17 protein-coding genes are annotated in these 23,719 nt (G+C 46.2%); 13 read left to right on the top strand and 4 right to left on the bottom strand.

All coding sequences use genetic code 11. The annotated features are described in order from the left end of the window. The 4 genes from LS482_RS06345 to LS482_RS06330 all read left to right on the top strand — a co-directional run bounded on the left by LS482_RS06345 (position 1) and on the right by LS482_RS06330 (position 8,697). Positions 1 to 1,068: a FecR family protein gene (locus LS482_RS06345; RefSeq protein ID WP_233030912.1), complete on the top strand. Its 1,068-nt coding sequence runs from the start codon at positions 1 to 3 to the stop codon at positions 1,066 to 1,068. A gap of 16 nt (positions 1,069 to 1,084) precedes the next feature. After that, the gene (locus tag LS482_RS06340; protein WP_233030911.1) at positions 1,085 to 4,483 is read left to right on the top strand and encodes a SusC/RagA family TonB-linked outer membrane protein; all 3,399 of its coding nucleotides are present in this window, start codon (positions 1,085 to 1,087) and stop codon (positions 4,481 to 4,483) included. 5 nt (positions 4,484 to 4,488) lie between these two features. Further along, positions 4,489 to 6,063, top strand: a complete 1,575-nt coding sequence (locus tag LS482_RS06335; protein ID WP_233030910.1) for a SusD/RagB family nutrient-binding outer membrane lipoprotein — start codon at positions 4,489 to 4,491, stop codon at positions 6,061 to 6,063. A gap of 90 nt (positions 6,064 to 6,153) precedes the next feature. Further along, on the top strand, positions 6,154 to 8,697 hold the full coding sequence (locus LS482_RS06330) for a phosphocholine-specific phospholipase C (RefSeq protein ID WP_233030909.1): 2,544 nt from the start codon (positions 6,154 to 6,156) through the stop codon (positions 8,695 to 8,697). 39 nt (positions 8,698 to 8,736) lie between these two features. On the opposite strand, the gene LS482_RS06325 is transcribed toward LS482_RS06330, so the two are convergent. After that, the gene (locus LS482_RS06325; protein ID WP_233030908.1) at positions 8,737 to 10,011 is read right to left on the bottom strand and encodes a UDP-N-acetylmuramoyl-tripeptide--D-alanyl-D-alanine ligase; all 1,275 of its coding nucleotides are present in this window, start codon (positions 10,009 to 10,011) and stop codon (positions 8,737 to 8,739) included. Positions 10,012 to 10,090: 79 nt separating this feature from the next. After that, positions 10,091 to 11,758 (bottom strand): gliding motility lipoprotein GldJ, encoded by a 1,668-nt coding sequence (gldJ, locus tag LS482_RS06320; RefSeq protein ID WP_233030907.1) that lies wholly within the window; start codon positions 11,756 to 11,758, stop codon positions 10,091 to 10,093. Between the two features lie 401 nt (positions 11,759 to 12,159). Between gldJ and porV the strand changes: the two genes are divergently transcribed. The 9 genes from porV (at position 12,160) to LS482_RS06275 (ending at position 21,949) form a co-directional block, all read left to right on the top strand. After that, positions 12,160 to 13,320: a type IX secretion system outer membrane channel protein PorV gene (porV, locus tag LS482_RS06315; RefSeq protein WP_233030906.1), complete on the top strand. Its 1,161-nt coding sequence runs from the start codon at positions 12,160 to 12,162 to the stop codon at positions 13,318 to 13,320. A 2-nt stretch (positions 13,321 to 13,322) separates the two neighbouring features. Then, positions 13,323 to 13,805, top strand: a complete 483-nt coding sequence (cdd, locus tag LS482_RS06310; protein ID WP_233030905.1) for a cytidine deaminase — start codon at positions 13,323 to 13,325, stop codon at positions 13,803 to 13,805. Between the two features lie 356 nt (positions 13,806 to 14,161). Further along, positions 14,162 to 15,160 carry a pyruvate dehydrogenase (acetyl-transferring) E1 component subunit alpha gene (gene pdhA / locus LS482_RS06305; RefSeq protein ID WP_233030904.1) on the top strand — a complete coding sequence of 333 codons (999 nt, stop codon included), beginning with the start codon at positions 14,162 to 14,164 and terminating at the stop codon, positions 15,158 to 15,160. A 5-nt stretch (positions 15,161 to 15,165) separates the two neighbouring features. Continuing rightward, positions 15,166 to 16,809, top strand: coding sequence for a pyruvate dehydrogenase complex dihydrolipoamide acetyltransferase (locus tag LS482_RS06300; RefSeq protein ID WP_233030903.1), 1,644 nt, complete (start codon positions 15,166 to 15,168; stop codon positions 16,807 to 16,809). 100 nt (positions 16,810 to 16,909) lie between these two features. Further along, a complete protein-coding gene (locus LS482_RS06295; RefSeq protein ID WP_233030902.1) occupies positions 16,910 to 17,881 on the top strand; it encodes a M28 family metallopeptidase in 972 nt (323 codons plus the stop codon). Between the two features lie 102 nt (positions 17,882 to 17,983). Continuing rightward, positions 17,984 to 18,664 carry an SDR family NAD(P)-dependent oxidoreductase gene (locus LS482_RS06290; RefSeq protein WP_233030901.1) on the top strand — a complete coding sequence of 227 codons (681 nt, stop codon included), beginning with the start codon at positions 17,984 to 17,986 and terminating at the stop codon, positions 18,662 to 18,664. 66 nt (positions 18,665 to 18,730) lie between these two features. Beyond that, on the top strand, positions 18,731 to 19,333 hold the full coding sequence (locus LS482_RS06285) for a SprT-like domain-containing protein (RefSeq protein ID WP_233030900.1): 603 nt from the start codon (positions 18,731 to 18,733) through the stop codon (positions 19,331 to 19,333). Positions 19,334 to 19,396: 63 nt separating this feature from the next. Then, positions 19,397 to 20,473 (top strand): mannose-1-phosphate guanylyltransferase, encoded by a 1,077-nt coding sequence (locus LS482_RS06280; protein ID WP_233030899.1) that lies wholly within the window; start codon positions 19,397 to 19,399, stop codon positions 20,471 to 20,473. Between the two features lie 6 nt (positions 20,474 to 20,479). Further along, positions 20,480 to 21,949 carry a TIGR00341 family protein gene (locus LS482_RS06275; RefSeq protein ID WP_233030898.1) on the top strand — a complete coding sequence of 490 codons (1,470 nt, stop codon included), beginning with the start codon at positions 20,480 to 20,482 and terminating at the stop codon, positions 21,947 to 21,949. 63 nt (positions 21,950 to 22,012) lie between these two features. On the opposite strand, the gene LS482_RS06270 is transcribed toward LS482_RS06275, so the two are convergent. Together LS482_RS06270 and LS482_RS06265 are read right to left on the bottom strand one after the other, a co-directional pair. Continuing rightward, the gene (locus LS482_RS06270) at positions 22,013 to 22,780 is read right to left on the bottom strand and encodes an ABC transporter ATP-binding protein (RefSeq protein WP_233030897.1); all 768 of its coding nucleotides are present in this window, start codon (positions 22,778 to 22,780) and stop codon (positions 22,013 to 22,015) included. After that, positions 22,780 to 23,517, bottom strand: coding sequence for an MlaE family ABC transporter permease (locus LS482_RS06265; RefSeq protein ID WP_233030896.1), 738 nt, complete (start codon positions 23,515 to 23,517; stop codon positions 22,780 to 22,782). Before LS482_RS06265 ends, LS482_RS06270 begins: the two co-directional genes overlap by 1 nt. Positions 23,518 to 23,719: the final 202 nt, after the last annotated feature.

The following is a 23,719-nucleotide window of genomic DNA, read 5'->3' as shown; positions in this document are numbered from 1 at the left end:
TTGGAAAGTTCAGAATACGATATAGGTTTCTTTTTGTCTGATCCGGCTTTTGTGGACTGGGTCAAAAATCCGGCGGAAACTAAAAACTATCATTGGCAGCGGTGGTTGGAACAACACCCGGAGGCCAGGGACAGTTTCTACGAAGCCAGGGCCATAATACTTGGTGTGGATTACAGGAGTTCGGACAGGATCGGGGCGCGTAAGGAAGAGATACTCCGCAATGTATTGGGAGAGAAACCCGTACTTCACAGAAAAAAACAGCGTTTGCGCACTACATCGCTATACCCGCTTATTTTCCGGGGAGCGGCAGCGGTTTTGATCCTTTTTCTACTGGCAACATTTATGTATAAAACCGGGCAACTTTCCGATGCGAAAAAACAACCGGCCGAAACAGCCCTGGTTACGAAATTCAGTCCGAAGGGACAAAAAATGTCGTTTTATCTTCCCGATAACAGCAGGGTTATTTTAAATGCGGGGAGTGCATTGCGCTATCCCGTGAAATTCAGTTCCGGTAAGAGAGTGGTTTATCTGGAAGGGGAGGCCTATTTTGATGTGCAACACGATTCGGTCAAACAATTTATCGTAAGCTCGGGCGAGATCAATACTACGGTTCACGGAACGGCATTTAATGTGAGGGCTTACCGGGGTGAAGAAATGAGTATAGCCCTGGAAAGAGGTTCGGTATCGGTGGAAACGGTATCAGATGATACAACGTCCTTTTTCCTGTCTCCGGGAGAAAAATTGAGGGTGAGCGACAATTTCAGACTATCCGGGAAGTCCCATTTCGATTTTGAAGAAGAACTTGGCTGGAAAGAAGGAATACTGGTGTTCCGGGATGCAGGGATGGATGAATTCGTACGAAGGATAGAAAGGTGGTATGATGTGAACATTACCGTGAAAAACCTCGAAGGCCGGAGTTTGGAAGTAACCGGAAGCTTTAAGAATCAAAGCCTGAAAACGGTACTGGAAAGCCTGGAATTTACATCGGGGGTGGCATACCGGGTGCAGGGCAGGGAAGTGGTTATCTATCCTGATAATAAAAACGGAAATTCAATACGAACCAATTAACTAAACCAATTTAAAAATGAAAAACAAGATGAAACGGCCTGCCTCGTTGTGCAGGGGCTGGATTTGTATCCCGTTGCTCCTGTTCGGTATTTTTAGTTCATATGCTGTGAACGATAACAGTGAGAAAGAACAGGGAAACACTGATTTGAGTGAAGTGTTCCTCAGTATTGATGAACAGAACATTTCACTGGAGCAATTTTTTAAGATCGTGGAGTCCCGAACGGACTTCAGTTTTTTCTACGATAAAAAGGTGGTGGACGATGCGAAGAGAATTTCTTTGAAAAAACGGAAAATATCCCTGGAAACATTGTTGAGGGAAGTTGCTGCCCTTACGGGATTGCGGTTTAAGCGTGTGGACAATGTTATCAGTGTTAATATGAGGTCCGGTAAAAGTACAGAGACATCACAGGAAAGTATCCGGGTAACAGGTAGGGTAACCTCTGTCGATGATGGGTTTCCGTTGCCCGGGGTGTCCGTACTTGTAAAGGGAAGTACCCGGGGTACGATAACCGATATGGAAGGGCACTATGAACTTGACGTCCCCGGCGAACAAAGTGTGCTGGTGTTCAGCTATATCGGGTTCGGGAAGCTGGAAGAAGTTGTAGGTACCCGTACGGAAATTGACGTTGCCATGCAGGAGGATATCCAGGAACTGGATAATGTGGTGGTCACGGCATTAGGGATAAAGCGGGAAGAGAAAAAACTGGGATATTCCGTACAACGGGTAAGCGGCGATGCTGTACAGGAAGTAAAAGGAGTGGATGTGGCCACTTCGCTGACAGGAAAAGTGGCCGGACTGTGGATACAGAACAGTACGGAGTTTGATGAGGCGCCCGACATCCGTTTAAGGGGAGGAAGCACCAATCCCCTGCTTGTAGTGGACGGAATACCGTATGGTAATATGAGCTTAAGGGAAATTGCACCTGATGATATTGCGAGTATGGATGTTTTGAAAGGAGCAACGGCCTCTGCACTGTATGGTTCCAGAGGTAGCGGAGGCGCTATAATTATTACTACCAAGAGCGGAGGGAACGGTATTAGTATAAACAGTAATAATATGATATTTGCCGGCTACCTGGCACTGCCCAAAGTACAGCATTCTTATAGTGCAGGTATAGGAGGAGAGTATAACTCCATAGATTATGTATGGGGAAATAAGCTGGATCATGGGATTATGCGGGAACAATGGAATCCGGAGACCAAGCAATTGGAAGAGATGGAATTGACTTCCCGGGGGAAAGACAATTTCAAGAATTTCCTGGAACCAGGGTTTATTGCCAATAATAACATCAGCTTTGCCCGTTCAGGTGAGATAGGTTCCATACGGACCTCCCTTACCCATGTGTACAATAAAGGGCAGTATCCCAACCTTCGCCTGAATCGTTTGAACATGAATGTTGTGGGAAAACTGAAACTCGGAGATGATTTTGAACTGCAGGGAAATGTAGGTTATAACCGAAGTACAGCACCCCAGACTACCGGAGCGGGATATGGGGACCAGGGGTTTATTTATCAGATACTAATGTGGACGGGTCCGGAATACGACCTGAAGAAATTCAGGGATTACTGGGTGGTGCCCAACCAGCAACAGAACTGGCACTACAAGGCGTGGTATGATAACCCGTACCTGATTGCTTATGAAAAGTTGAACGGTGTAGAAAGGAATATGACCAATATCAACCTGACGTCTACCTATAAAGTGTTTGAAAATGCAAAAATCACGGCGAGGATAGGGTATGATTTCTACGCTAATGAAACGACCAAAAGGAATCCTCCGGGAATCTATTCTACCAGGGGATGGCATGCCAACGGTATGTTTGGTCAGGACGAGTACAGAGGGTACAGTCTGAATACGGACCTGTTGTTTAATTATGAGAAAAAGAAAGTAATAGGAGATATTGATATAGATCTTACCGCAGGCGCTTCCATGTATAAATGGGAAGATCAATATCTGGGAAGTTCCACCAGAAACGGACTTGTGGTGCCGGATATATATTCCCTGAACAATTCGGTGGAAAGACCGAATGTATGGACGTATCGCAATAGGAAGCAGGTAAACAGTCTTTTCGGTCTGGCTTCTTTTGCCTGGAAAGATGCCGTTTTTGTCGACGTTACCGGGCGTAACGACTGGAGTTCTTCCCTCCCCTCATCCACCCGGTCATTTTTTTACCCGTCTGTTGCAGGAAGTGTATTGATAAATGAACTCGCAGAATTACCACTATGGCTGGATTTATGGAAAGTGAGAGGGTCATGGACAGTCTCTAAAAAGGATTTGGGCGTGTATGCCACCAATGTAAATTATGATCTTGGCATTGGAGCCTGGGATTCATATAATACGGCTTCGTATACCAATACTATCCGTAGGGATGAAGATGTGCTGCCGGAAGTAAGCAGGACCTGGGAAATAGGCACGGCGGCCTACCTTTTTAAGAACAGGTTGAATGTAGATGTTGCATATTACAATATCTTTGATTACGATCGCCAGATATATGCTACAATACCGGCATCTTCCGGATTCACTTCTATTCTGGTAAATACCGAAGAAACCAGGGTGCGACGGGGAATAGAGGTAACACTCAACGCGGGAATTATAAAAAAGGACAATTTTAGCTGGGATGTGGCCGTAAACTGGGCCAGGACGCATCAGTATTACAAAGACCTGGATCCGGTGTATTCCCCGGACAATTTGTGGACCCGACCTGGAGGGCGTGTTGATAATTATACAGGAAGGGCATGGCTGCGCGATCCGCAGGGTAATTTGATTCATAATTCGGGTGGACTACCGGTGCAAAGTGACCATACCTCTTTATTCGGGCATTCAGATCCGGACTTTATCTGGGGTTTTACCAATTCATTTACCTGGAAGGACTTTGATTTCCATCTTAGCTTTGACGGTCGTGTAGGAGGATTGCTCAACAACTATTCCGCTTATAAAATGTGGGACACCGGGGCACATCCGGACAGCGATAACCAATGGCGTTATGACGAGGTGGTAAATGGTAATATTTCTTATGTCGGTAATGGGGTACAGGTAGCTTCGGGATCTGCAACTTACGATCAGTATGGCCGTATTGTTGAAGATACCCGGACATATCGGCCTAATGAAACGAAAGTTTCTTACGAAACCTATGCCAGGAGGTATGGCGATGGCACATTCGGTGCTACGGATGCCACTTTTGTTAAACTCAGGGAAATTGCCATTGGATATACGCTTCCGAAATCCATAAGTGAAAGATGGGGGCTCAGTCGTGCAAGGGTGTCACTGACTGCCCAGAACGTGTTCCTGTGGGCCAGGGATTTCCGTTTCGCTGATCCGGACTTTAATTCGGATAGCGATCTTACATCGCCCTCCCAGAGATTTGTAGGACTAAACATCAACCTGCATATAGGACACCCGGATAATTCTAAAAAATAACGACCATGGAAAGAAAAACTATAAAACGTTTGCTGTGTTTTGTATTTGCAATAACCTTTACAGCGTGTACTGATGACTTTGACGAATTGAATACCAATCCGGACGGTATTACTTCCGGAAGCCCGGAAACACTTGCCTCGGGACTTATACTTAATATTACCCGGGATGATTACAGTTCCCAGAAATCGTTTATGAGCCCGCACCTGATAAGCAAATATGTGCTGTGGAGCGAATTTGCACAGGGAGAACAGTACAACGATTTCGGACGTATTGATTTCGACAAGATGACGCGGTTGATCAATGCGGAAAAAATGATCGGGTATGCGGAGTCTACAGAAGGTCTGGACCAGGCAATTAAGAACTCGTATAAGGGGCTTGGCCATTTTATACGTGCATATACTTTTTTTGACCTGACCATGAAAGTGGGAGATATTCCGTATAGCGATGCCCTTAAGGGAGAAAGCGAAACCAATTTAAGACCGAAGTACGATACACAAAAGGAAGTATTTCTCGGTATCCTGAACGAACTGGATGAAGCGGACAGGCTTTTTGCGGACGGAAGTGCCTTTGAAGGGGATATGATCTATAACGGGGACCCGGAAAAATGGCGTAAGATGGTCAATTCGTTTGCATTGAAAGTATTGCTCAACCTCTATAAAAAAACAGGAGATACCGACCTCAAAGTGATAGAGCGCTTCAGTGATATTGTAAATAACCGACCGGTGTTTGAAAGCAATGAAGATAACTTTGCGTTGGTTTTTTCAGCAGCACAAAACCAGAGGTACCCTTTTAACGAACTCGGCAACCAGTTTATGATTTATCCTATGGTCTCTGATGTATTGATTGACAACCTGAAGGCATTGGAAGACTATCGCCTGTTCTATTATGCAGAACCTTCTCCGGTACTCGTGGAAGCTGGCGCGGAAATATCCGATTTTGACGCTTATAAGGGGACAGATCCGTCACTGGTATATGCCCGAATGCAGGATATACACGCTTCCAAAAACTATTCTGATATCAATAAAAGATACAAATATATCCCGGAAGGAGAGCCTGTGTTTATGCTGTGCTATGCACAGGTGCAATTCATGCTTGCCGAAGCGGCTGTTCGCGGTTGGATTTCGGGAGACGCTGAAACTTATTACAGGGACGGCATTAAAGCGGCCATGTATTTTGTGGCTGACAATACCCCGGGAAATCCGAATTCTGATGAGCCCCCTTTTCACCACAACCGGATTATGGATGAGGATTACATAGAAAATTACTATGTAAGCACCCCCGGTGTACAACTGGGCTCTGCTACCGGAGAAAAGTTAAAACAGATCGTTACCCAGAAATATCTTTGTACCTTTCTGCAGGCACCGCTGGAAGCATTTTTTGAGAACAGGAGAACAGGGTATCCGGAATTCCCTGTCAACCCGGAATCAAATGAAAACATTCCCGCGGATAAATTACCTGTACGCTGGATGTATCCGCAGGAAGAGCTGAATTACAACAGCGAAAATGTAAACGAAGCCATAAGCCGCCAGTATGATGGCAATGATAATGTCAATGAAGCGATGTGGATCTTACAGGAGTGAAAAAGTTTTGAGTTATGTAGTTTTGGACGGGGGAGCTTTTAGGGGCTCCCCCTTAAATTGTGGAACCTTGAAATTACAAGACTGTATAAAATGGACACCAGAAGAGAATTTCTAAAAAAAGCAGCCATGCTTTCCGGAGGTATGGGGATGTCAATGGTATTTCCCCCGTCGATACAGAAGGCACTGGCCATTAATCCGGAAGAAGGCAGTACGTTCTACGATGCCGAACACGTGGTTTTGCTGATGCAGGAAAACCGTTCTTTCGATCACTGTTTTGGTACACTGAAAGGGGTGAGGGGGTATAATGACCCCCGGGCCATAACCCTTCCGGATAAAAACCCGGTATGGCTGCAAAGCAATAAAAAAGGACAGACCTATGCGCCTTTTCGCCTGAACATGAAAGATACGAAAGCCACCTGGATGGGCGACCTGCCCCATTCATGGGAAAACCAGGTCGATGCCCGCAATAACGGGAAATACGACAAATGGCTCGAAGCAAAGCAGACCTGGCGGAAAGCATATAAAGATATCCCGTTTACCCTGGGGTACTACAACCGGGAAGACCTCCCCTTTTACTATGCCTTTGCCGATGCGTTTACCGTATTCGATCAGCATTTCTGCTCGTCTTTAACGGGAACCACAACCAACAGGCTGTTTTTCTGGAGCGGAACGCATAAAGCCTCACCTACTGCTGAGGCCAATGTGAGGAATTCCGAAGTATACTACAACCGCGAAGCCCAATGGAAAACCTTCCCGGAACGACTGGAAGAAAACGGTATTTCCTGGAGGGTTTATCAAAATGAGATCAGCCTGCAAACCGAACTGGAAGGGGAAGACGAATCGTTACTCGCCAATTTTACGGACAATAACCTGGAATGGTTTTCCCGATTTAATGTACGCTTTAGCGAAGGACACCGGAATTTCCTTAAGAAAAGGCTTTCGGAGTTGCCCGCGGAAATATCCGAGCTTGAAAAAAAGGTCGGTAAATTACCGAAAGCCCGGGTCCAGAAGCTGCGGAACAAACTGGAACAGAAAAAGAACCAACTTATAAAGATAAAGGAGGAACTCAGGGTATGGCATCCGGATAATTTTGAAAAACTTTCGGAATTTCACAAAAACCTGCACAAAAAGGCCTTTACGACCAATATAAATGACCCGTATTATCACGAGACGGAAACCATAACCTATTCTGATAAGGGTGAAGAACGAAGCATAAAAGTGCCAAAAGGCGATATACTCCATCAGTTCAGGGAAGACGTGAATAACGGGAAGCTCCCGTCCGTATCGTGGCTGGTGGCCCCGCAAAAATTCTCTGACCATCCCAGTGCCCCCTGGTACGGTGCATGGTATGTGTCTGAGGTGCTGGACATCCTTACCAAGAATCCCGAGGTCTGGAAAAAAACGGTATTTATCCTCACCTACGATGAAAACGACGGCTATTTTGACCATGTTCCTCCGTTTGTAGCCCCGAACCCTGAACACAAACAAGCCTTTTCCGAAGAACTCAACCCGGTACAGGAGTATGTTATGCTGGAGGAGGAACTGAAAAAAGGCCGGAAACGGGAAGAGGCGAGGGAGAGCCCGGTGGGACTGGGATACCGTGTTCCCATGATCGTAGCGTCCCCCTGGACGAGAGGCGGATGGGTAAATTCGGAAGTATGCGATATTACCTCTACACTGATGTTCATGGAAAAATGGCTTAGCAGGAAGTCCGGTAAGGAAATAAAAGAAACCAATATCAGCAACTGGCGAAGAACAGTTTGCAGTGACCTGAGTTCGGCATTCAGGCCATATGAGGCTTTGGCCTTCAATTACCCGGAGTTTGTGGACAGAAACAAACTAATGCAGGAAGTATATAATGCAGGCTTTAAAGATGTGCCTTCCAATTTTACCGTGTTGTCTGATGCAGAAATCAGACAGGCGAAAAAGGACCGCAATGTTCCTTTCCTGCCCGGGCAGGAGCCCGGGGTCAAGGATTCCTGTGCATTGCCCTATGAACTTTATGTGGAGGGCATGCTCAGCAAGGATAAAAAAACATTCTGTATTTCCTTTAATGCGGCAGATCATGTTTTCGGGAATGAGGCCGCAGGTGCGCCGTTCAATGTTTATGCCCCCGGAAAATATCTGCAGAAAGGCAGGGACGGGAACCGGGTTTTTGAAGCGGTCGGGGCATGGCCGTATGCTGTAAGTGCAGGAGATATTTTAAAGGATGAATGGCCCCTGGATCATTTTGAGGCGGAAAACTATCACCTGAGGGTGTATGGCCCCAACGGTTTTTACCGGGAATTCTCGGGAAATGCCGATGATCCGGAGGTGGAAATAACCTGTGGTTATGAAGAAAAGGGAAGGTTTATAAAAAAACTGTCCGGTAATGTGGCGCTAAGGATTGTTAACCGTTCTGACAGGGACATTCGGGTAGCGGTCACGGACCGTGCTTATAAAAATCCCGAATACGCAGGGCGAATTAAAGCCGATAGCCGGGAAACGATCGTAGTTCCCACAGGTAAAAGCTACGGATGGTATGATTTTTCGGTGAAAATAGAAGGCGTGCCGATATTCGCAAGGCGATATGCCGGAAGAGTTGAAACCGGAAAACACTCCAGGACCGACCCGTTTATGGGAGGGGAGGTTTAGATAGGTGCCGCCCGGGAAATCCGAAAACTTTTATTCGAACTATAACAATTCCAGCACCCGCTCCAGGGCCATCCCCCTGGAGCCTTTAATGAGTATGGACCGGTTTTGCAGTTTATTTTGCAGTAGATAGTCCTTCAGTTCATCGAATGTCCGGAATTTCAGGTGTTCGGAATCTGTTTTAAAAAAGTGCTCTCCTATCAGTATGACACTGCCGGAAGGATGACTTGCTACCTGTTCTGCAATATGTTGGTGTTCGGTATCGGTATCAGTGCCCAGTTCAAACATGTCACCCAGGATAACCGTTTTATGCCGATAGGGTAGGGCAGTGAAGTTTTCCAGCGCCAGTTTCATACTGCTGGGATTGGCATTATAGGCATCGAGAATGATCGTATTGCTGTTTTTCTCTATGATCTGTGACCGGTTGTTGGCCGGTATATACTGCGCTATGGCTGTTTTGATATCATTATCCGGGATATCAAAATACTTGCCTATCGTAATGGCGGCTGTAATGTTATTAAAGTTGTACTTTCCGATTAAGTGGGAGTCTATGGTGATTTGTCCTGTTTTGAGCGATACGAACGGGTCGGCACTGATAAATGATACGCGAACATCGGAATGGCCTGTGGTATCGTAACCGAATTTACGGGGATAGGCTTTTAGTTTTTCTTTTTGAATGGCATCTTCCGCATTGTAGAATACCAGCTTATTGCGCTGCATCAAATGTTGGTAGAGTTCACTTTTTCCCCGGACAACTCCTTCAAAGCCACCGAATCCTTCCAGGTGGGCCTTGCCAAAATTGGTGATATATCCGTAATCCGGTTCGGCAATGTCGCACAGCTTGCTTATTTCCTGCAAATGATTGGCCCCCATTTCCACAATACCTATCTGTGTGGTGTGATCCATATCGAGGAGTGTTAGCGGTACGCCGATATGGTTGTTGAGGTTACCCTTTGTGGCAACGGTGCGGAATTTTCGCAAAAGCACGGCATTTATCAACTCTTTGGTGGTGGTTTTTCCGTTACTTCCCGTAAGGGCAAGTATGGGAATGTTCAGTGCTTTCCTGTGATGCCGGGCCAGTTGCTGGAGTGTGTGCAGAACGTTGTCAACCAGGATGGTTTGTTCACCGGCGGAGTACTCTTCTTCATCGATGACCGCGTAAGAGGCGCCTTGTTCCAAAGCACTTGCGGCAAAGGTGTTACCGTTGAAATTATCGCCTTTAAGGGCAAAGAAGATATCTCCTTTTTTGAGTTTTCTCGTATCTGTACAAACCTTGTTGCACGACAGGTATACCTGGTAGAGCGCTTCCGTGTTCATGTGGTAAAAATAGAAAAAAGCCCCGACCTGTTTACAGTGCCGGGGCTGGGAAATATATTATTTTTCATATTTCGGGCTATCAGCCTCTTGGTCTTTTTCGCTTTTTCTTGGCCTTGGAGCCGACTCTGGACATCGCGCAACGGAACCCTATGTAGTCGGTAGCCATATATTGCGGCAAATACCTTCGCTGGGCCGGATCGAGCCAGTAGGCACGGTCTCTCCACGAGCCGCCTTTATATACTCTTACATCATCGCCTATAAGTGTAGTCCTTCGGTTCGATTTATCGTATTCCAGCACCATGTTCCCTTCTGCATCCGTTTCGATCTTGTGTTTTGGGGAATTGTACATTTTCCGGGTATTGCTTTCGTCCGATTGTTCACCTTCCTGATAAAACCTGTTGAAATATCTGGAAGAACTCTGGTCGCCGTCACGGTAGTTCCTGTTGTCGCTCTTGGAAAAATTGGGTCTCAGGTAGGTATCTTTTTCCGTAAGCGGAGTATTAACCACTTCCCCCGGCAGGTTTTTGGCAATGACCTTCCCGTTGGGCAAGGTGTCATATACGACCTGATCCGGATTTAATACTTCAACGGTCCCGTCGTCATTGATCGCGGTTTTGGTGTAAATATTCCCCCGGTAATAGTTAAAGTCATTGGCTTCATCATCCACGATGGGGCGGTAGACATCGGCTACCCATTCGGCCACGTTTCCGGCCATGTCGTAGAGTCCGAAATCATTCGGAGGATAGGATTTTACTTCGGCTGTGATGTCGGCACCGTCATCGGACCATCCAGCAATACCGCCGTAGTCTCCTTTTCCCTGTTTGAAATTGGCCAGTTGATCTCCTTTCGCCGATTTTTTGGACGATCTGGTATACTCACCTTCCCAGGGATATTTTTTCCGACCTCTTACATTGTTATACTCCCGGTTGCCCACAATGGCAATGGCAGCATATTCCCATTCAGCCTCTGTAGGGAGCCTGTAACCGGGGAGGATCACGCCACTGGTCAGTTTGGCATATACGTTTGTACTGTCTTCTTCATTTTTTTTCCTGCCCTGGAGGCTGTCTATATTGCCCCCATAAGCCGTATTGGGGTTCATGAGGTAGGTTCCCGTGCTGAAAGTCCCGCCAACGTCGCCGGCCATCACCTGGTTTTTCGTCCCCTCGGCGATATATCCTTCCTGTTCGAGCTGCAGTTCGTTTACCCGGTCTGTCCGCCACTCACTGAACTGTACGGCCTGTACCCAGTTAACACCTACTACGGGATAATTGGCATACGCGGGATGACGGAGATAATTGTCGGTCATCACTTCATTATACCCGAGGCGGTTTCTCCATACCATGGTATCCGGAAGTGCCCCGGTATATATATTCTCATACATTGGGGTCCCGGGAGGGAAGACCTTTTTTAGCCAGTCCAGGTATTCCAGGTACATAAGATTGGTTACTTCCGTCTCATCCATATAGAAGGATTGCACGTGCTGTTGTGTAGGCGTATTGTTCCAGTCGTGCATAATATCGTCCTGCACTTTCCCCATGGTGAAAGTACCTCCTTCTATAAAAACCAGGCCCGGAGCGGTTTCCTGTTCTTTAAAATTAGTATTGTATTCAAAGCCCCCTTCTCCGTCGTTTATTTTCCATCCGGTGGCCCTTGATGTATTTTTATAATTCGATCCGGAGTTTTTACACCCCACAAGCCCGCCGGTCAGAGCTAAGGACAATACCAATAATTTAAAATTAATCTTCATAGAAAAAAGATTTGAGTTGTCCGAAAAATATTCGTGCAATATAGTAATTAACGATATATTTTCACTTTTTTGTGTCGAAATTCTTTTTATGAATTCACTGTGTTGAGACACTTTTTATAACGTTTAATCGAACTTATTATTATGCGCCGGACAAAATACTTTGTCGTTTGTACGGCAGGGAGGACGGCTTTGTGTAATACCGGGTACGAGCAGTTGCAGAACGGTGGAACCTACGGGCTTTTAATGCCGTGGACCTGAAAAGAATCACATAGTGAAGGCGGGACAAACACAAGATATTTCCAAAAATAACGTTAAAGGGGGAGGAGCCCGCCTATTTGGGATGTGAAACTTGTATAACTATAATTATAAAGTATATTTGTTACAAATCTACCAATCTGAACATGAAAAAAATATGTATCCTTATTGCTATTGCCTCATGGGCAGTATTCAGACCGATATATGCCCAGGAAAATAATTACCGCCCCGTTAATCCGGCATTGCCTTTCCTTCTTGTTGCTGCAGATGCAAGGGCAGCAGGTATGGCCGATATGGGGGTTGCCACCGCACCCGATGCCTTTTCGCAACAATGGAACCCTGCCAAATACGTTTTTTCTGAAAAACAGTATGGTGTAGGGGTGAGTTATACCCCTTACCTGAGAGAACTGGTAAACGATATAGGCCTTTTGAACCTGAATTTTTACAAACGGGTCAACGAAAGAAGCGCCTTTGCCTTTAGCCTGCGTTATTACGGGCTGGGTGGTTTTGAATTCAGACAAACGGCCAATGACCAGGGGCGTGAAGTGAAACCCAATGAAATAGCCCTCGACGGATCGTATTCTCTGAAACTCAGTGAGCAGTTTTCCATGGCCGTAGCCGGAAGATACCTGAGGTCCGACCTGAGGCTGACTGAGGTAGAGGGGGCAACAGATGCCAGAGCGGCCAATTCCTTTGCTGTGGATATTGCCGGTTATTATCAGTCGCCCGAAATGGTTTATACCAATTTTAACGGACGTTGGCGCGGGGGGTTTAATATTTCCAATATCGGCCCCAAGATCAGTTACAGTAACGATAACACCCAGGAAGAATTTCTTCCCACCAACCTGAGACTGGGCGCCGGTTTCGACTTTATCTTTGATGCAGATAACAGGCTAATGACCGCAATAGAATTTAACAAGCTGTTGGTGCCCACCCCGAATGATTCTAATGGCGATGGGGTAATAAATACGGAAGACGACTATTATAACGAAGGCTTTGTGAGCGGTATTTTCAACTCGTTTGGCGATGCTCCCGACGGTTTCAGTGAAGAACTGAAAGAGGTCACCTGGGCCCTGGGCCTGGAATACATGTACCAGGAAGCTTTTGCCCTGCGTACGGGATATTTTAATGAAAGTAACGACAAGGGGGCGAAAAAGTTCTTTTCGCTCGGGGCCGGTTTCCGGTTCAATGCGACAACCATAGACATATCCTACCTGTTTTCAACATCCAGGGTGGAGAACCCCCTGGAAAATACCCTGCGGTTTTCACTCCGGTTTAATTTCGGGGACGATTTTGTGGAATTTTAGCTATGAAAGAATTAGAAATCACATCCAGGCTTATCGTTTATGAAGATATAGACGAATTGCCCGAGGAGATCCGGGGCCTGATGCAAAAAGCTGTAGAAGTAAGGAAAAATGCATACGCTCCTTATTCCAGGTTTAAGGTAGGTGCGGCACTCCTGTTAGACAACGGGGAAGTGGTCATCGGGAACAATCAGGAGAATGCTTCCTATCCTTCCGGGTTGTGTGCAGAACGCGTGGCCGTATACCAGGCGGGGGCAAAATATCCGAACGTCAGGATCAACGCGCTGGCCATATCTGCCGCTTCAGATAACCATACGGTGCTTACCCCCATACCCCCTTGTGGGGCATGCAGGCAGAGCCTGGCCGAATACGAGGTCAAACAGGAAGAGCCCCTGGTGCTTTATTTTATGGGAGAAACCGGCAAGGTGGTAAAAGCACCTTCCGTGAAAGACCTTCTTCCCCTTTTGTTCGATAAGTCCAATTTGTAATAAAGGCATACATTTGAAGGCGGGTTTTTGCTTTTCATCTCCCTTGTTCGGCGACTTTTTCTAATTTAACAAAAAAGCCGAATAAAACTGTTCTTTTCGTTTTTTCACTTTTGTTTAAAATATTACTTTTGTATCTCGCAATTAAAAAGTCCTCTTTGCAGTAAAATTCGGGGAGTGACAACAATTTTAAAGACTAATTAAGCTATTTTTGATGCAGCGAACATGGTTTTTTGGTGAGAATGGCTCCTCGGAGTACGATCGTATCGAATCCATGTACGGGCAAGACGATTCCATATGCAAGACATCCCGATAATCATCGGGATTACGTATTTTGGTCGGCGCAAAAAAATAAACACATGAAAAAGGTAACAAAAGAAGTGTACCTGAAGTGGTACGAAGACATGCTGTTCTGGAGAAAGTTTGAAGATAAGCTGGCACAGGTTTACATCCAGCAGAAAGTGAGGGGATTTCTTCATTTGTATAACGGACAGGAAGCGGTCCTGGCAGGATCACTCCATGCAATGGACCTGTCCAAGGACAAAATGATAACGGCATACCGGAACCACGTTCAGCCCATAGGCATGGGAGTAGATCCTAAAAGAATTATGGCCGAACTCTACGGTAAAAGTACCGGAACTTCCCAGGGACTCGGAGGTTCCATGCATATCTTTTCCAAGGAAAAAGGCTTTTTCGGAGGGCACGGTATAGTTGGAGGGCAAATTCCTCTCGGCGCCGGGATGGCCTTTGCCGATAAATATTTCAAAAGGAATGCGGTAACACTTTGCTACATGGGAGACGGGGCTGTAAGACAGGGATCGCTTCACGAAGCGTTTAACCTGGCCATGTTGTGGCAGCTTCCGGTAGTCTTTGTTTGTGAGAACAATGGTTATGCCATGGGAACCTCGGTAGCGAGGACCGCACACACCACGGATATCTGGAAACTAGGCCTCGGATATGAAATGCCCTGTGGCCCGGTGGACGGAATGAATCCCGTTAAAGTGGCGGAAGCGATGGATGAGGCTATTGAACGTGCCCGAAGCGGTGGCGGGCCTACCTTTCTTGAGATGAAAACATATCGCTACAGGGGGCACTCCATGAGTGATGCTCAGCACTACAGAACAAAGGATGAGGTGGAGGAATACAAGAAGATAGACCCCATTACCCAGGTGCTGGATATTATTAAAGATAAAAAATACGCTACGGACGAAGAAATAGAAACAATAGAAAAGCGGGTAAAAGACAAGGTGAAAGAATGCGAAAAATTTGCCGAAGAGTCACCGTATCCGGATAAGAATGTGATGTATGATGTGGTGTATGCACAAGAAGATTATCCGTTTTTACCTCATAAATTATAGTACTTATGGCCCAAGTAATTAATATGCCGAGATTAAGCGACACCATGGAAGAAGGTGTGGTGGCAAAATGGTTGAAAAAAGTAGGAGACAAAATAGAGGAAGGTGATATCCTGGCTGAAATAGAGACCGACAAGGCCACAATGGAGTTTGAATCGTTCTATTCCGGTACCCTGTTACACATTGGTATTCAGGAAGGTGAAGGTGCTCCTGTGGATTCCCTGCTTGCTGTCATAGGAGAAGAGGGAGAAGATATTTCTTCGTTACTGAGCGGCGGCGGATCGAAAACCAAAGAAGAAGAAAAAACAGAAGATAACAGCGCTTCCGAAGAGGAAGCGACAGGAGGTGATGCCTCCGGCGAAATTCCGGAAGGTGTGGAGGTAGTTACCATGCCGCGCCTGAGCGATACGATGGAAGAAGGGACCGTGGCCAGCTGGTTGAAAAAGGTTGGTGATGAGGTAGAAGAAGGCGATATCCTGGCCGAAATAGAGACCGACAAGGCCACAATGGAGTTTGAATCGTTCTATTCCGGTACCCTGTTGCACATCGGTATTCCGGAAGGCGAATCTGCTCCCGTAGATGAGGTCCTTGCCATCATAGGTCCTGAGGGAACAGACGTAGATGCCGTTCTCAAGGCCGTTGCCGGCGGAGGAGCCAAAAAGGATAAAGAATCTGCTTCGACAGAGACGCAGGGCCCGGCGGCTCAAACAGAAAGTACTGGATCTGCACCCGAAGAAACAACCGGAGGAACCCGGGGCGGAGGCCGTATATTTGCTTCGCCGCTTGCCAAAAAGATGGCTGAAGAAAAAGGGATCGATCTCTCCAGGGTAAAAGGAACCGGCGAAAACGGCAGGATTGTTAAAAGGGATATCGAAAGTTATACACCTGCCGCAGCAGAAGCCGCCCCGGCCGAAGCTAAAGGAGAAGCTGCTCCTGCTGCTAAAGTGATGCCGTTTGTTCCTGCCGGCGAGGAAAGTTCCGAGGAAGTGAAAAACTCGCAGATGCGGAAAACCATTGCCAAGCGACTTGCGGAGTCTAAGTTTACCGCACCGCATTACTATCTTACCATAGAAGTGGATATGGACAATGCCATCGCTTCCCGCGGACAAATAAACGCACTGCCCGATATTAAAGTATCCTTTAATGACATGGTAGTGAAGGCCTGCGCCATGGCCCTGAAAAAACACCCTCAGGTAAATACTTCCTGGAAAGGAGATACCACGCTGTACAATCACCATGTGCATGTAGGGGTTGCCGTGGCTGTGGAAGAAGGCCTGGTGGTTCCCGTACTGCGCTTTACCGATCAGATGACCCTTACACAAATCGGGACACAGGTCAAGGATCTTGCCGGAAAGGCGAGGAACAAGAAACTCACGCCACAGGAAATGGAAGGGAGTACCTTTACGGTGTCTAATCTGGGAATGTTCGGTATACAGGAATTTACATCGATCATAAACCAGCCCAATTCGGCGATTCTTTCCGTTGGGGGTATCGTACAGAAACCTGTAGTGAAGAACGGCGAAGTTGTAGTGGGTAACACTATGAAGATAACCCTGGCTTGCGATCACCGTACGGTAGACGGGGCAACGGGAGCACAATTCCTGCAAACGTTACAACACTTTCTGGAGAACCCGGTGACCATGCTGGCTTAGTCTCCGGACGGTTAAATAAATCAGAATCCCGTTCCTTATATTCGAGGGAACGGGATTTTTTATATATTTTAGCCATAACAACGTCTAAATTGATCTCCGTATGAAAAGACATATTTATATTGCGACACTGGCCTGTACACTGATTTTAGGCCTGAATGCACAGGCACAGCAATCACCGGAACCTGTTACAGAATCCTCCTATACAGTAGATACGGCCGATGTCAGGAAAGCTGTGGAATTTCTGGCATCCGATGCACTTAAAGGAAGGGATGCCGGGAGCCCCGGAATTGAAAAAGCCGCAGCATATATAGAACAAGTATTTGCCGAAAACGGGATAAAACCTTATTTTTCTTCCTATAGGGACACGCTGGACAATTTTAAAGAGCCTGCCTTTAATGTAGTGGGATATATAGAAGGGAATGACCCTGGACTCAAGGATGAATTTATTCTGATAGGCGCACATTACGACCACATAGGCGTGCTGGATGAAGGGGAAGGCGATGACTTTATTGCCAACGGCGCCAATGACAACGCTTCGGGGACCACGGCGGTACTGGAGCTGGCAAAATATTTCGGAAAATCGAAGTCGAATAAGAGGAGCCTTATATTTGCCTTGTTCTCTGCCGAAGAAAAGGGACTGCTGGGATCCAGGCATCTCGCCAGAAAGCTGCTTACGGAAAAGCTGAACCTTTATACCATGGTGAACTTTGAAATGATAGGTGTACCCATGACAGCGGATTACACGGCTTATATTACCGGTTATGAAGATTCGAATATGGCAGACAGGATGAACGAATATGCCGGGAAGGAACTCATAGGGTTTTTACCGAAGGCGAAGGATTTTCAATTGTTCAAAAGGTCTGATAACTATCCCTTTTTCCTTGAGTTTGATGTGCCATCACAAACCGTTTGCACTTTTGACTTCACCAATTTTCAGCATTACCACAAGGTAGGAGACGAGGCCACCCTGTTGGATACGGAGCATATGGCTTCCTTTATTTCCGAAATGATCCCCGTGATGAAAAAAATGGCCAATGCGGAAACTGATGAAATTGAATTTGTCAGTGAGTAGGTCAATGTAATGTGCCAATAAGTGAATGAGATAATGTATAAATGCAGGGAATAAATTGTAAGTCCGGCATTGAATCTCACATCTAAAATCTGAAATCTGTTTATGAAGAATATTATCATCACCGGCACAAGCCGGGGGATAGGACTGGAGTTGGCAAGAATTTGTGCCGATGCAGGGCACAGGGTACTGGCCCTGTCCCGGAACGATAAACCCGTTTCCGATTGGAAACATCCGAATATCACTGCTTTTTCCTTTGATATTTCCAGCAAGGACGACCTGAAGAAACTGGATACCTTTATTTCGGAGGAATGGGGAAAAGCGGACATCCTTGTAAACAATGCGGGGAAACTGGTAAACAAGCCTTTTGCCGGGATTACTTCGGAAGAATTTGAAGAAGTATACCGGGTCAACGTTTTCGGAGTAGCGGAAATAATCAAGATCGTTGCTCCTTATATGTCAAAAGAAGGACATGTAGTGACCATCAGCAGTATGGGAGGTGTGCAGGGCAGTATGAAGTTTCCGGGCCTGGCGGCCTACAGTTCTTCCAAGGGTGCGGTAATTACCCTGACCGAATTACTTGCAGAAGAATATAAGGAAACCGGCCCTTCTTTTAATGTGCTGGCGCTGGGCGCCGTACAGACCGAAATGCTGGAAGAGGCTTTCCCCGGCTATAAAGCACCGCTTTCCGCCGGGGAAATGGCATCGTATATTTTTGATTTTGCCCTGACAGGGAATATCTATTACAACGGTAAATTGTTGCAAGTGTCCAATTCTACTCCGTAATCAGGGATCAATACTAACCATTTTGTTGTTTTCATCGGATATATAAGATCCGGAAACCGACTGAACGTGAAAGAAATTCTGCAAAAATACCTGCCTGAGAGAGCGGTCGACCCGAGTTTCGAGTTGATAAAGGAAAACGGGGTTTACCTGAAAATCGTCAATGAACGGGTTACCAGACACGGAGATTACCGTCGTTTACCGGGAGGGATGCATCAGATCACCGTTAATGCCAATTTGAACAAGTACAGGTTTTTCATTACACTGGTACACGAAATAGCGCATCTGGTGACTTTTCGGAAATACGGTTCGAATATCAAACCACACGGGGCAGAATGGAAAAACACGTTCCGGCAGTTAATGCTGCCCTTTCTGAATCCTGCTGTTTTTCCGGATAATTTGCTGCCTTTACTCGCCAGGCACTTCAGGAACCCCAGGGCAAGCAGTGATACCGACGCAGCATTGTCACTGGCATTAAAACAATTCGATCCGGATAACGATAAAAACTATATCTTTGAATTACCCTATGGAAGTCTGTTTCGGATATACAACGGAAAAGTTTTCCGCAAAGGGCACAGGAAGATAAAACGGTATGAATGTGTGGAAGTACACTCGGGAAAAGTATACCTTTTTAACCCCAATGCGGAAGTGGAACTGCTTCCCGGTTCGTAGGAACAGGGCAGAGGGTCGAAAATAAACTTTGAACCTTGAATCACAAACCATAAACAATTCACCTTGAATAAAAACTACTACGCAATATTAATGGCCGGAGGTATCGGATCGCGTTTCTGGCCCGTCAGCACTACGGAATTTCCAAAGCAATTCCACGACATGCTGGGTACGGGCGAAACCCTTATCCAGAAAACCTTTAACCGGCTGAGCCGTATTATCCCGGAAGAGAATATCTGTATCCTTACCCATGAACGGTATAAAGACCTGGTGCTGGAACAGCTTCCCAGGGCCAATCCCGGGCAGTTATTGCTGGAGCCCGCCATGCGGAATACGGCACCCTGCATACTGTATGCCTCCATGAAAATACGCAAGGAAAACCCGGATGCCGTTGTCCTGGTAGCACCCAGTGACCACTGGATTGAACAGGAAGAGGAGTTTGCCGCAAATGTAAAGGACTGTTTTAAGGCATGTGCCGGGGAAGATATTTTAATGACCCTTGGCATTACCCCTACATTCCCGAATACCGGATACGGGTATATCGAATATAACCGGGGTGATGACAAGGTGAAAAAAGTGGTTGAATTTACGGAAAAGCCCACTTATGAAACGGCCAAAAAATTTCTGGAACACGGAAATTACCTTTGGAATGCCGGTATATTTATATGGAGTGTAAAAAGTATTCTTCGGGCATTCGAGATTTTTCAACCTGAAATGTACCGATTGTTTAAAAAAGGAGAGCTCCAATACAACACTTTGGGCGAGAGGACATTTATACGGAAAAACTATGCCGCGGCAGAAAACATTTCCATCGATTATGCTATTTTAGAGCAGTCGGACAATATACACGTACTGCCCGCTACTTTTGACTGGAATGACCTCGGTACCTGGGGCTCGCTTTATGAAAAGCTGCCCAAGGACGATTCCGGGAATGCCGTGGTCAATGCGCGGACACTAACCGAGAATGCCAGCAACAATATGATTCGTACCACAGGAAAAAAATTGGTGGTCATCGATGGCCTGGACGATTATATCGTTGTGGAAAAGAAAAAAGTATTATTGATCTACCCCAAGCAGAAAGAACAGGATATTAAAGAAGTTTTACAAAAGGTAAAACAAAAGTTTGGAGAAGATCTAATATAATAATATATGCAGGAAAAAGAGAATCCGACGGGCCAGCCGGAAGAAAAGGATGGTGGTCAGAATACCAGTACGGAAAAGGTAAAGAAGGATTTTTCCGGCTTGCTGGGCAGTCTCAAGACTTTTTTCGGGGAACTTCTGGACATTCGTTCCAATACCGACCAGGAAACTACGATAGAGCATATAAAAAACGATATTCCCTTCAAGGGACACAATTCGTGGATTCTGATATGCTCGATATTTATTGCCTCCGTCGGACTGAATGCCAATTCCACTGCGGTGGTCATAGGGGCGATGTTGATTTCTCCCCTTATGGGCCCGATATTGGGTATGGGGATGTCCATTGCTATCAATGATGTGGATACCCTGCGCAGGTCTGTAAAGAACTTTCTCGTTATGGTGGGGCTCAGTATCCTCACGGCATTTTTGTTTTTCAGGTTCTTTCCCCTTCAGAATGAATCGTCGGAATTGCTTGCGCGTACGGCGCCGGATATCCGCGATGTACTCATCGCATTTTTTGGCGGACTGGCATTGGTCATAGCCCGGGCCAAAAAGGGGACCATTGCCACCGTGATCTTCGGGGTAGCCATAGCCACAGCGTTGATGCCGCCGTTGTGTACAGTAGGTTTCGGACTTGCCATAGGTAATTGGGAGTATGCTACCGGAGCGATGTACCTTTTTCTTATCAATACGATATTCATAGGCCTGGCCACGTTCCTGGTGCTCAAGATACTTCGTTTTCCCATGGTACGGTATGTGAATTCGGCCAGGAGAAGGACCATTTCGAGGGTGGCCTCCCTGATCGCCATTATTGTCATGATCCCGGCGGGATATACGTTTTTCAACGTATGGAAGGAGTCGAGGTTCAGAAATGATGCCCGGAAGTTTATCCATACGGTGGTAGCGCCCTACCAGTTCTCCAAAGGCGGGATGTTTCTGGAAAACCTCTCGGAGATCAATTACGACCGGGAAGGAAAATCGAGTATCGAGCTGGTTTTTATGGGAGATGAAGCCATTCCGGAAAATGTGATTAATACATGGGAAAACCAGAAACAAGCAGATTATCCGACATTGAGAGATACCAGACTCAAGGTCGTTCAGGGCGGACAAAGCGATTCGGAACAAAAATTTCAATACGTAAATGAACTATACGAGTCCAGCAAACGGGAACTGGTGAACAGTGAGGAGAAAATTCGGTTTTTGGAAGAAGAAGTGGAAAGGCTCAGGAAAATTACGTCCGATATTGATTTTGATGAGTTGAGCAAAGAAGCCAAAGTGTTGTATGACGGAGTGAACGAATTCGGTTTTTCCAACGAAATACGGACAGATTTTGCCAAAACCGATACAGTTCCGGCTTTTACCGTGAAGTGGAAAGCATCTGCCTCTCAGTCACAGCGCGATAAGGAACTCGAAAAACTGAAAAGCTGGTTACAGTTAAAAACGGGCAATGACAAGGTGGAGATTAAGCAACTGAACTGATAGTACCGGAAACCGGGTTCGCGGGAGCAAAGAGATATAAGCTCCGGACTCCCCGGTCTTTTGTCAGTTCCGTTCTTCGATGTACATTTGACGAACTTTCTTGAACAGTTCGGAAGAGTACACAAAATTGGTTACCGCTTCATTATCAGTTTTAAAAATTTCCCTGTTGCTCCCTTCCCATGCTTTGTGGCCATCCTTGAGGAAAACAATTTTCTCACCTATTTCCATAACGGAATTCATGTCGTGGGTATTGATCACGGTGGTGATATCATATTCCTGGGTGATCTCCTGTACGAGATTGTCAATGACTATGGCCGTTTTAGGGTCCAGCCCGGAGTTGGGTTCATCACAAAACAGATACTTCGGATTGTTTACAATGGCCCTGGCAATGGCCACCCGCTTTTGCATCCCGCCGGAAATTTCGGAAGGGAATTTGTAATGGGCATCTACCAGGTTTACCCTTTTCAATACAACGTCCACACGATCCTGCATTTCACTGATCGGGTTGTTGGTAAACATTTTCAAGGGAAACATCACATTCTCTTCTACGGTCATGGAATCGAAAAGGGCACTGCCCTGGAATACCATGCCCATATCCTGTCTCAGGTCCCGTTTTTCCGAGTCATCCATTTCGGCATAGGCTTCGCCGTTATATATGATATTTCCTTCCTCCGGAGTAAAGAGGCCCAGCAGGCATTTCAGGAATACGGTCTTCCCCGATCCGCTCTGTCCGATAATGAGGTTGGTCTTTCCCTTTTCAAAAGAAGTGGAAATACCCTTCAGTACGGGGGTACCATCAAAGGATTTATGTAAGTTTTCTACAGTGATCATCAGCCGAGCAACATTTGTGTAATAATATAGTTAATGATAATAATCACCACACTGGTCCATACGAACGAGGTGGTGCTGGCCTTGCCGACTTCCAGTGCCCCGCCCTTCATGTAAAAGCCGTGAAAGGACGGTATGGTAGCCAGGATAAAGGCAAATATGGCGGTTTTGGCAAAGGCGTAAAAAACATGAAAAGGCTTGAAATCTATCTGCAGGCCGTCTATGAATTCCACACTGGTACTGAAACCGCCCAGAACGCTGGCTGTCCAACCGCCAAATATCCCGAGGAACATGGAAATGGATATGATAAAAGGATACAGCAACATGGCTGCTATTTTCGGGAATACCAGGTAATTCACGGCATTAACCCCCATGACCTCCAAGGCGTCGATCTGTTCGGTAACTCTCATGGTGCCAATGCTGGAAGTGATGTAAGACCCCACTTTCCCGGCCATGATAATAGAGGTGAAAGTAGGGGCGAATTCCAGTATCACGGATTGACGGGTAGCAAATCCCACCAGGTATTTGGGAAGCAGGGGAGAGTCCATATTCAGGGCGGTCTGTATGGCTACAACCCCGCCCACGAAAAAGGAAATAAATATCAGTATCCCCAGGGAACCGTAGACCAGGTCGTCAATTTCTTTCAGAATGAGGTTTTTCATAATGACCCACTTGGTTGGCCTGCTGAAAACCTCCCGTATCATTAAAAAATATTTGCCAATGGCTTCGAAGTATTTCATACGGTAAAAATATAGGACTAAAGTAAAAAAAATAATATTAGCCGGGGTTTATAAACAGGGCAAACAAATCACAAAATTATAATTTGAGGATGGCGCCGTTCCGGGTTCAGAGTTCAGGTTCTTTTGTGATTTGTAGTGATTCATGGGAATTTCCGGGAAGCTACAGTCATTTGTTACAACCGGAAAATCTCCATCGGTATCT

The sequence above is a fragment of the Sinomicrobium kalidii genome (assembly GCF_021183825.1).
Classification (GTDB): domain Bacteria; phylum Bacteroidota; class Bacteroidia; order Flavobacteriales; family Flavobacteriaceae; genus Sinomicrobium; species Sinomicrobium kalidii.
This window is presented reverse-complemented; position numbering and strand designations above follow the sequence as displayed.

Coding starts and splice junctions, on each gene's coding strand:
- LS482_RS06340 (WP_233030911.1), top strand. CDS start 1,085: ATGAAAAACAAGATGAAACGGCCTGCCTCGTTGTGCAGGGGCTGGATT.
- LS482_RS06335 (WP_233030910.1), top strand. CDS start 4,489: ATGGAAAGAAAAACTATAAAACGTTTGCTGTGTTTTGTATTTGCAATA.
- LS482_RS06330 (WP_233030909.1), top strand. CDS start 6,154: ATGGACACCAGAAGAGAATTTCTAAAAAAAGCAGCCATGCTTTCCGGA.
- LS482_RS06325 (WP_233030908.1), bottom strand. CDS start 10,011: ATGAACACGGAAGCGCTCTACCAGGTATACCTGTCGTGCAACAAGGTT.
- gldJ (WP_233030907.1), bottom strand. CDS start 11,758: ATGAAGATTAATTTTAAATTATTGGTATTGTCCTTAGCTCTGACCGGC.
- porV (WP_233030906.1), top strand. CDS start 12,160: ATGAAAAAAATATGTATCCTTATTGCTATTGCCTCATGGGCAGTATTC.
- cdd (WP_233030905.1), top strand. CDS start 13,323: ATGAAAGAATTAGAAATCACATCCAGGCTTATCGTTTATGAAGATATA.
- pdhA (WP_233030904.1), top strand. CDS start 14,162: ATGAAAAAGGTAACAAAAGAAGTGTACCTGAAGTGGTACGAAGACATG.
- LS482_RS06300 (WP_233030903.1), top strand. CDS start 15,166: ATGGCCCAAGTAATTAATATGCCGAGATTAAGCGACACCATGGAAGAA.
- LS482_RS06295 (WP_233030902.1), top strand. CDS start 16,910: ATGAAAAGACATATTTATATTGCGACACTGGCCTGTACACTGATTTTA.
- LS482_RS06290 (WP_233030901.1), top strand. CDS start 17,984: ATGAAGAATATTATCATCACCGGCACAAGCCGGGGGATAGGACTGGAG.
- LS482_RS06275 (WP_233030898.1), top strand. CDS start 20,480: ATGCAGGAAAAAGAGAATCCGACGGGCCAGCCGGAAGAAAAGGATGGT.
- LS482_RS06270 (WP_233030897.1), bottom strand. CDS start 22,780: ATGATCACTGTAGAAAACTTACATAAATCCTTTGATGGTACCCCCGTA.
- LS482_RS06265 (WP_233030896.1), bottom strand. CDS start 23,517: ATGAAATACTTCGAAGCCATTGGCAAATATTTTTTAATGATACGGGAG.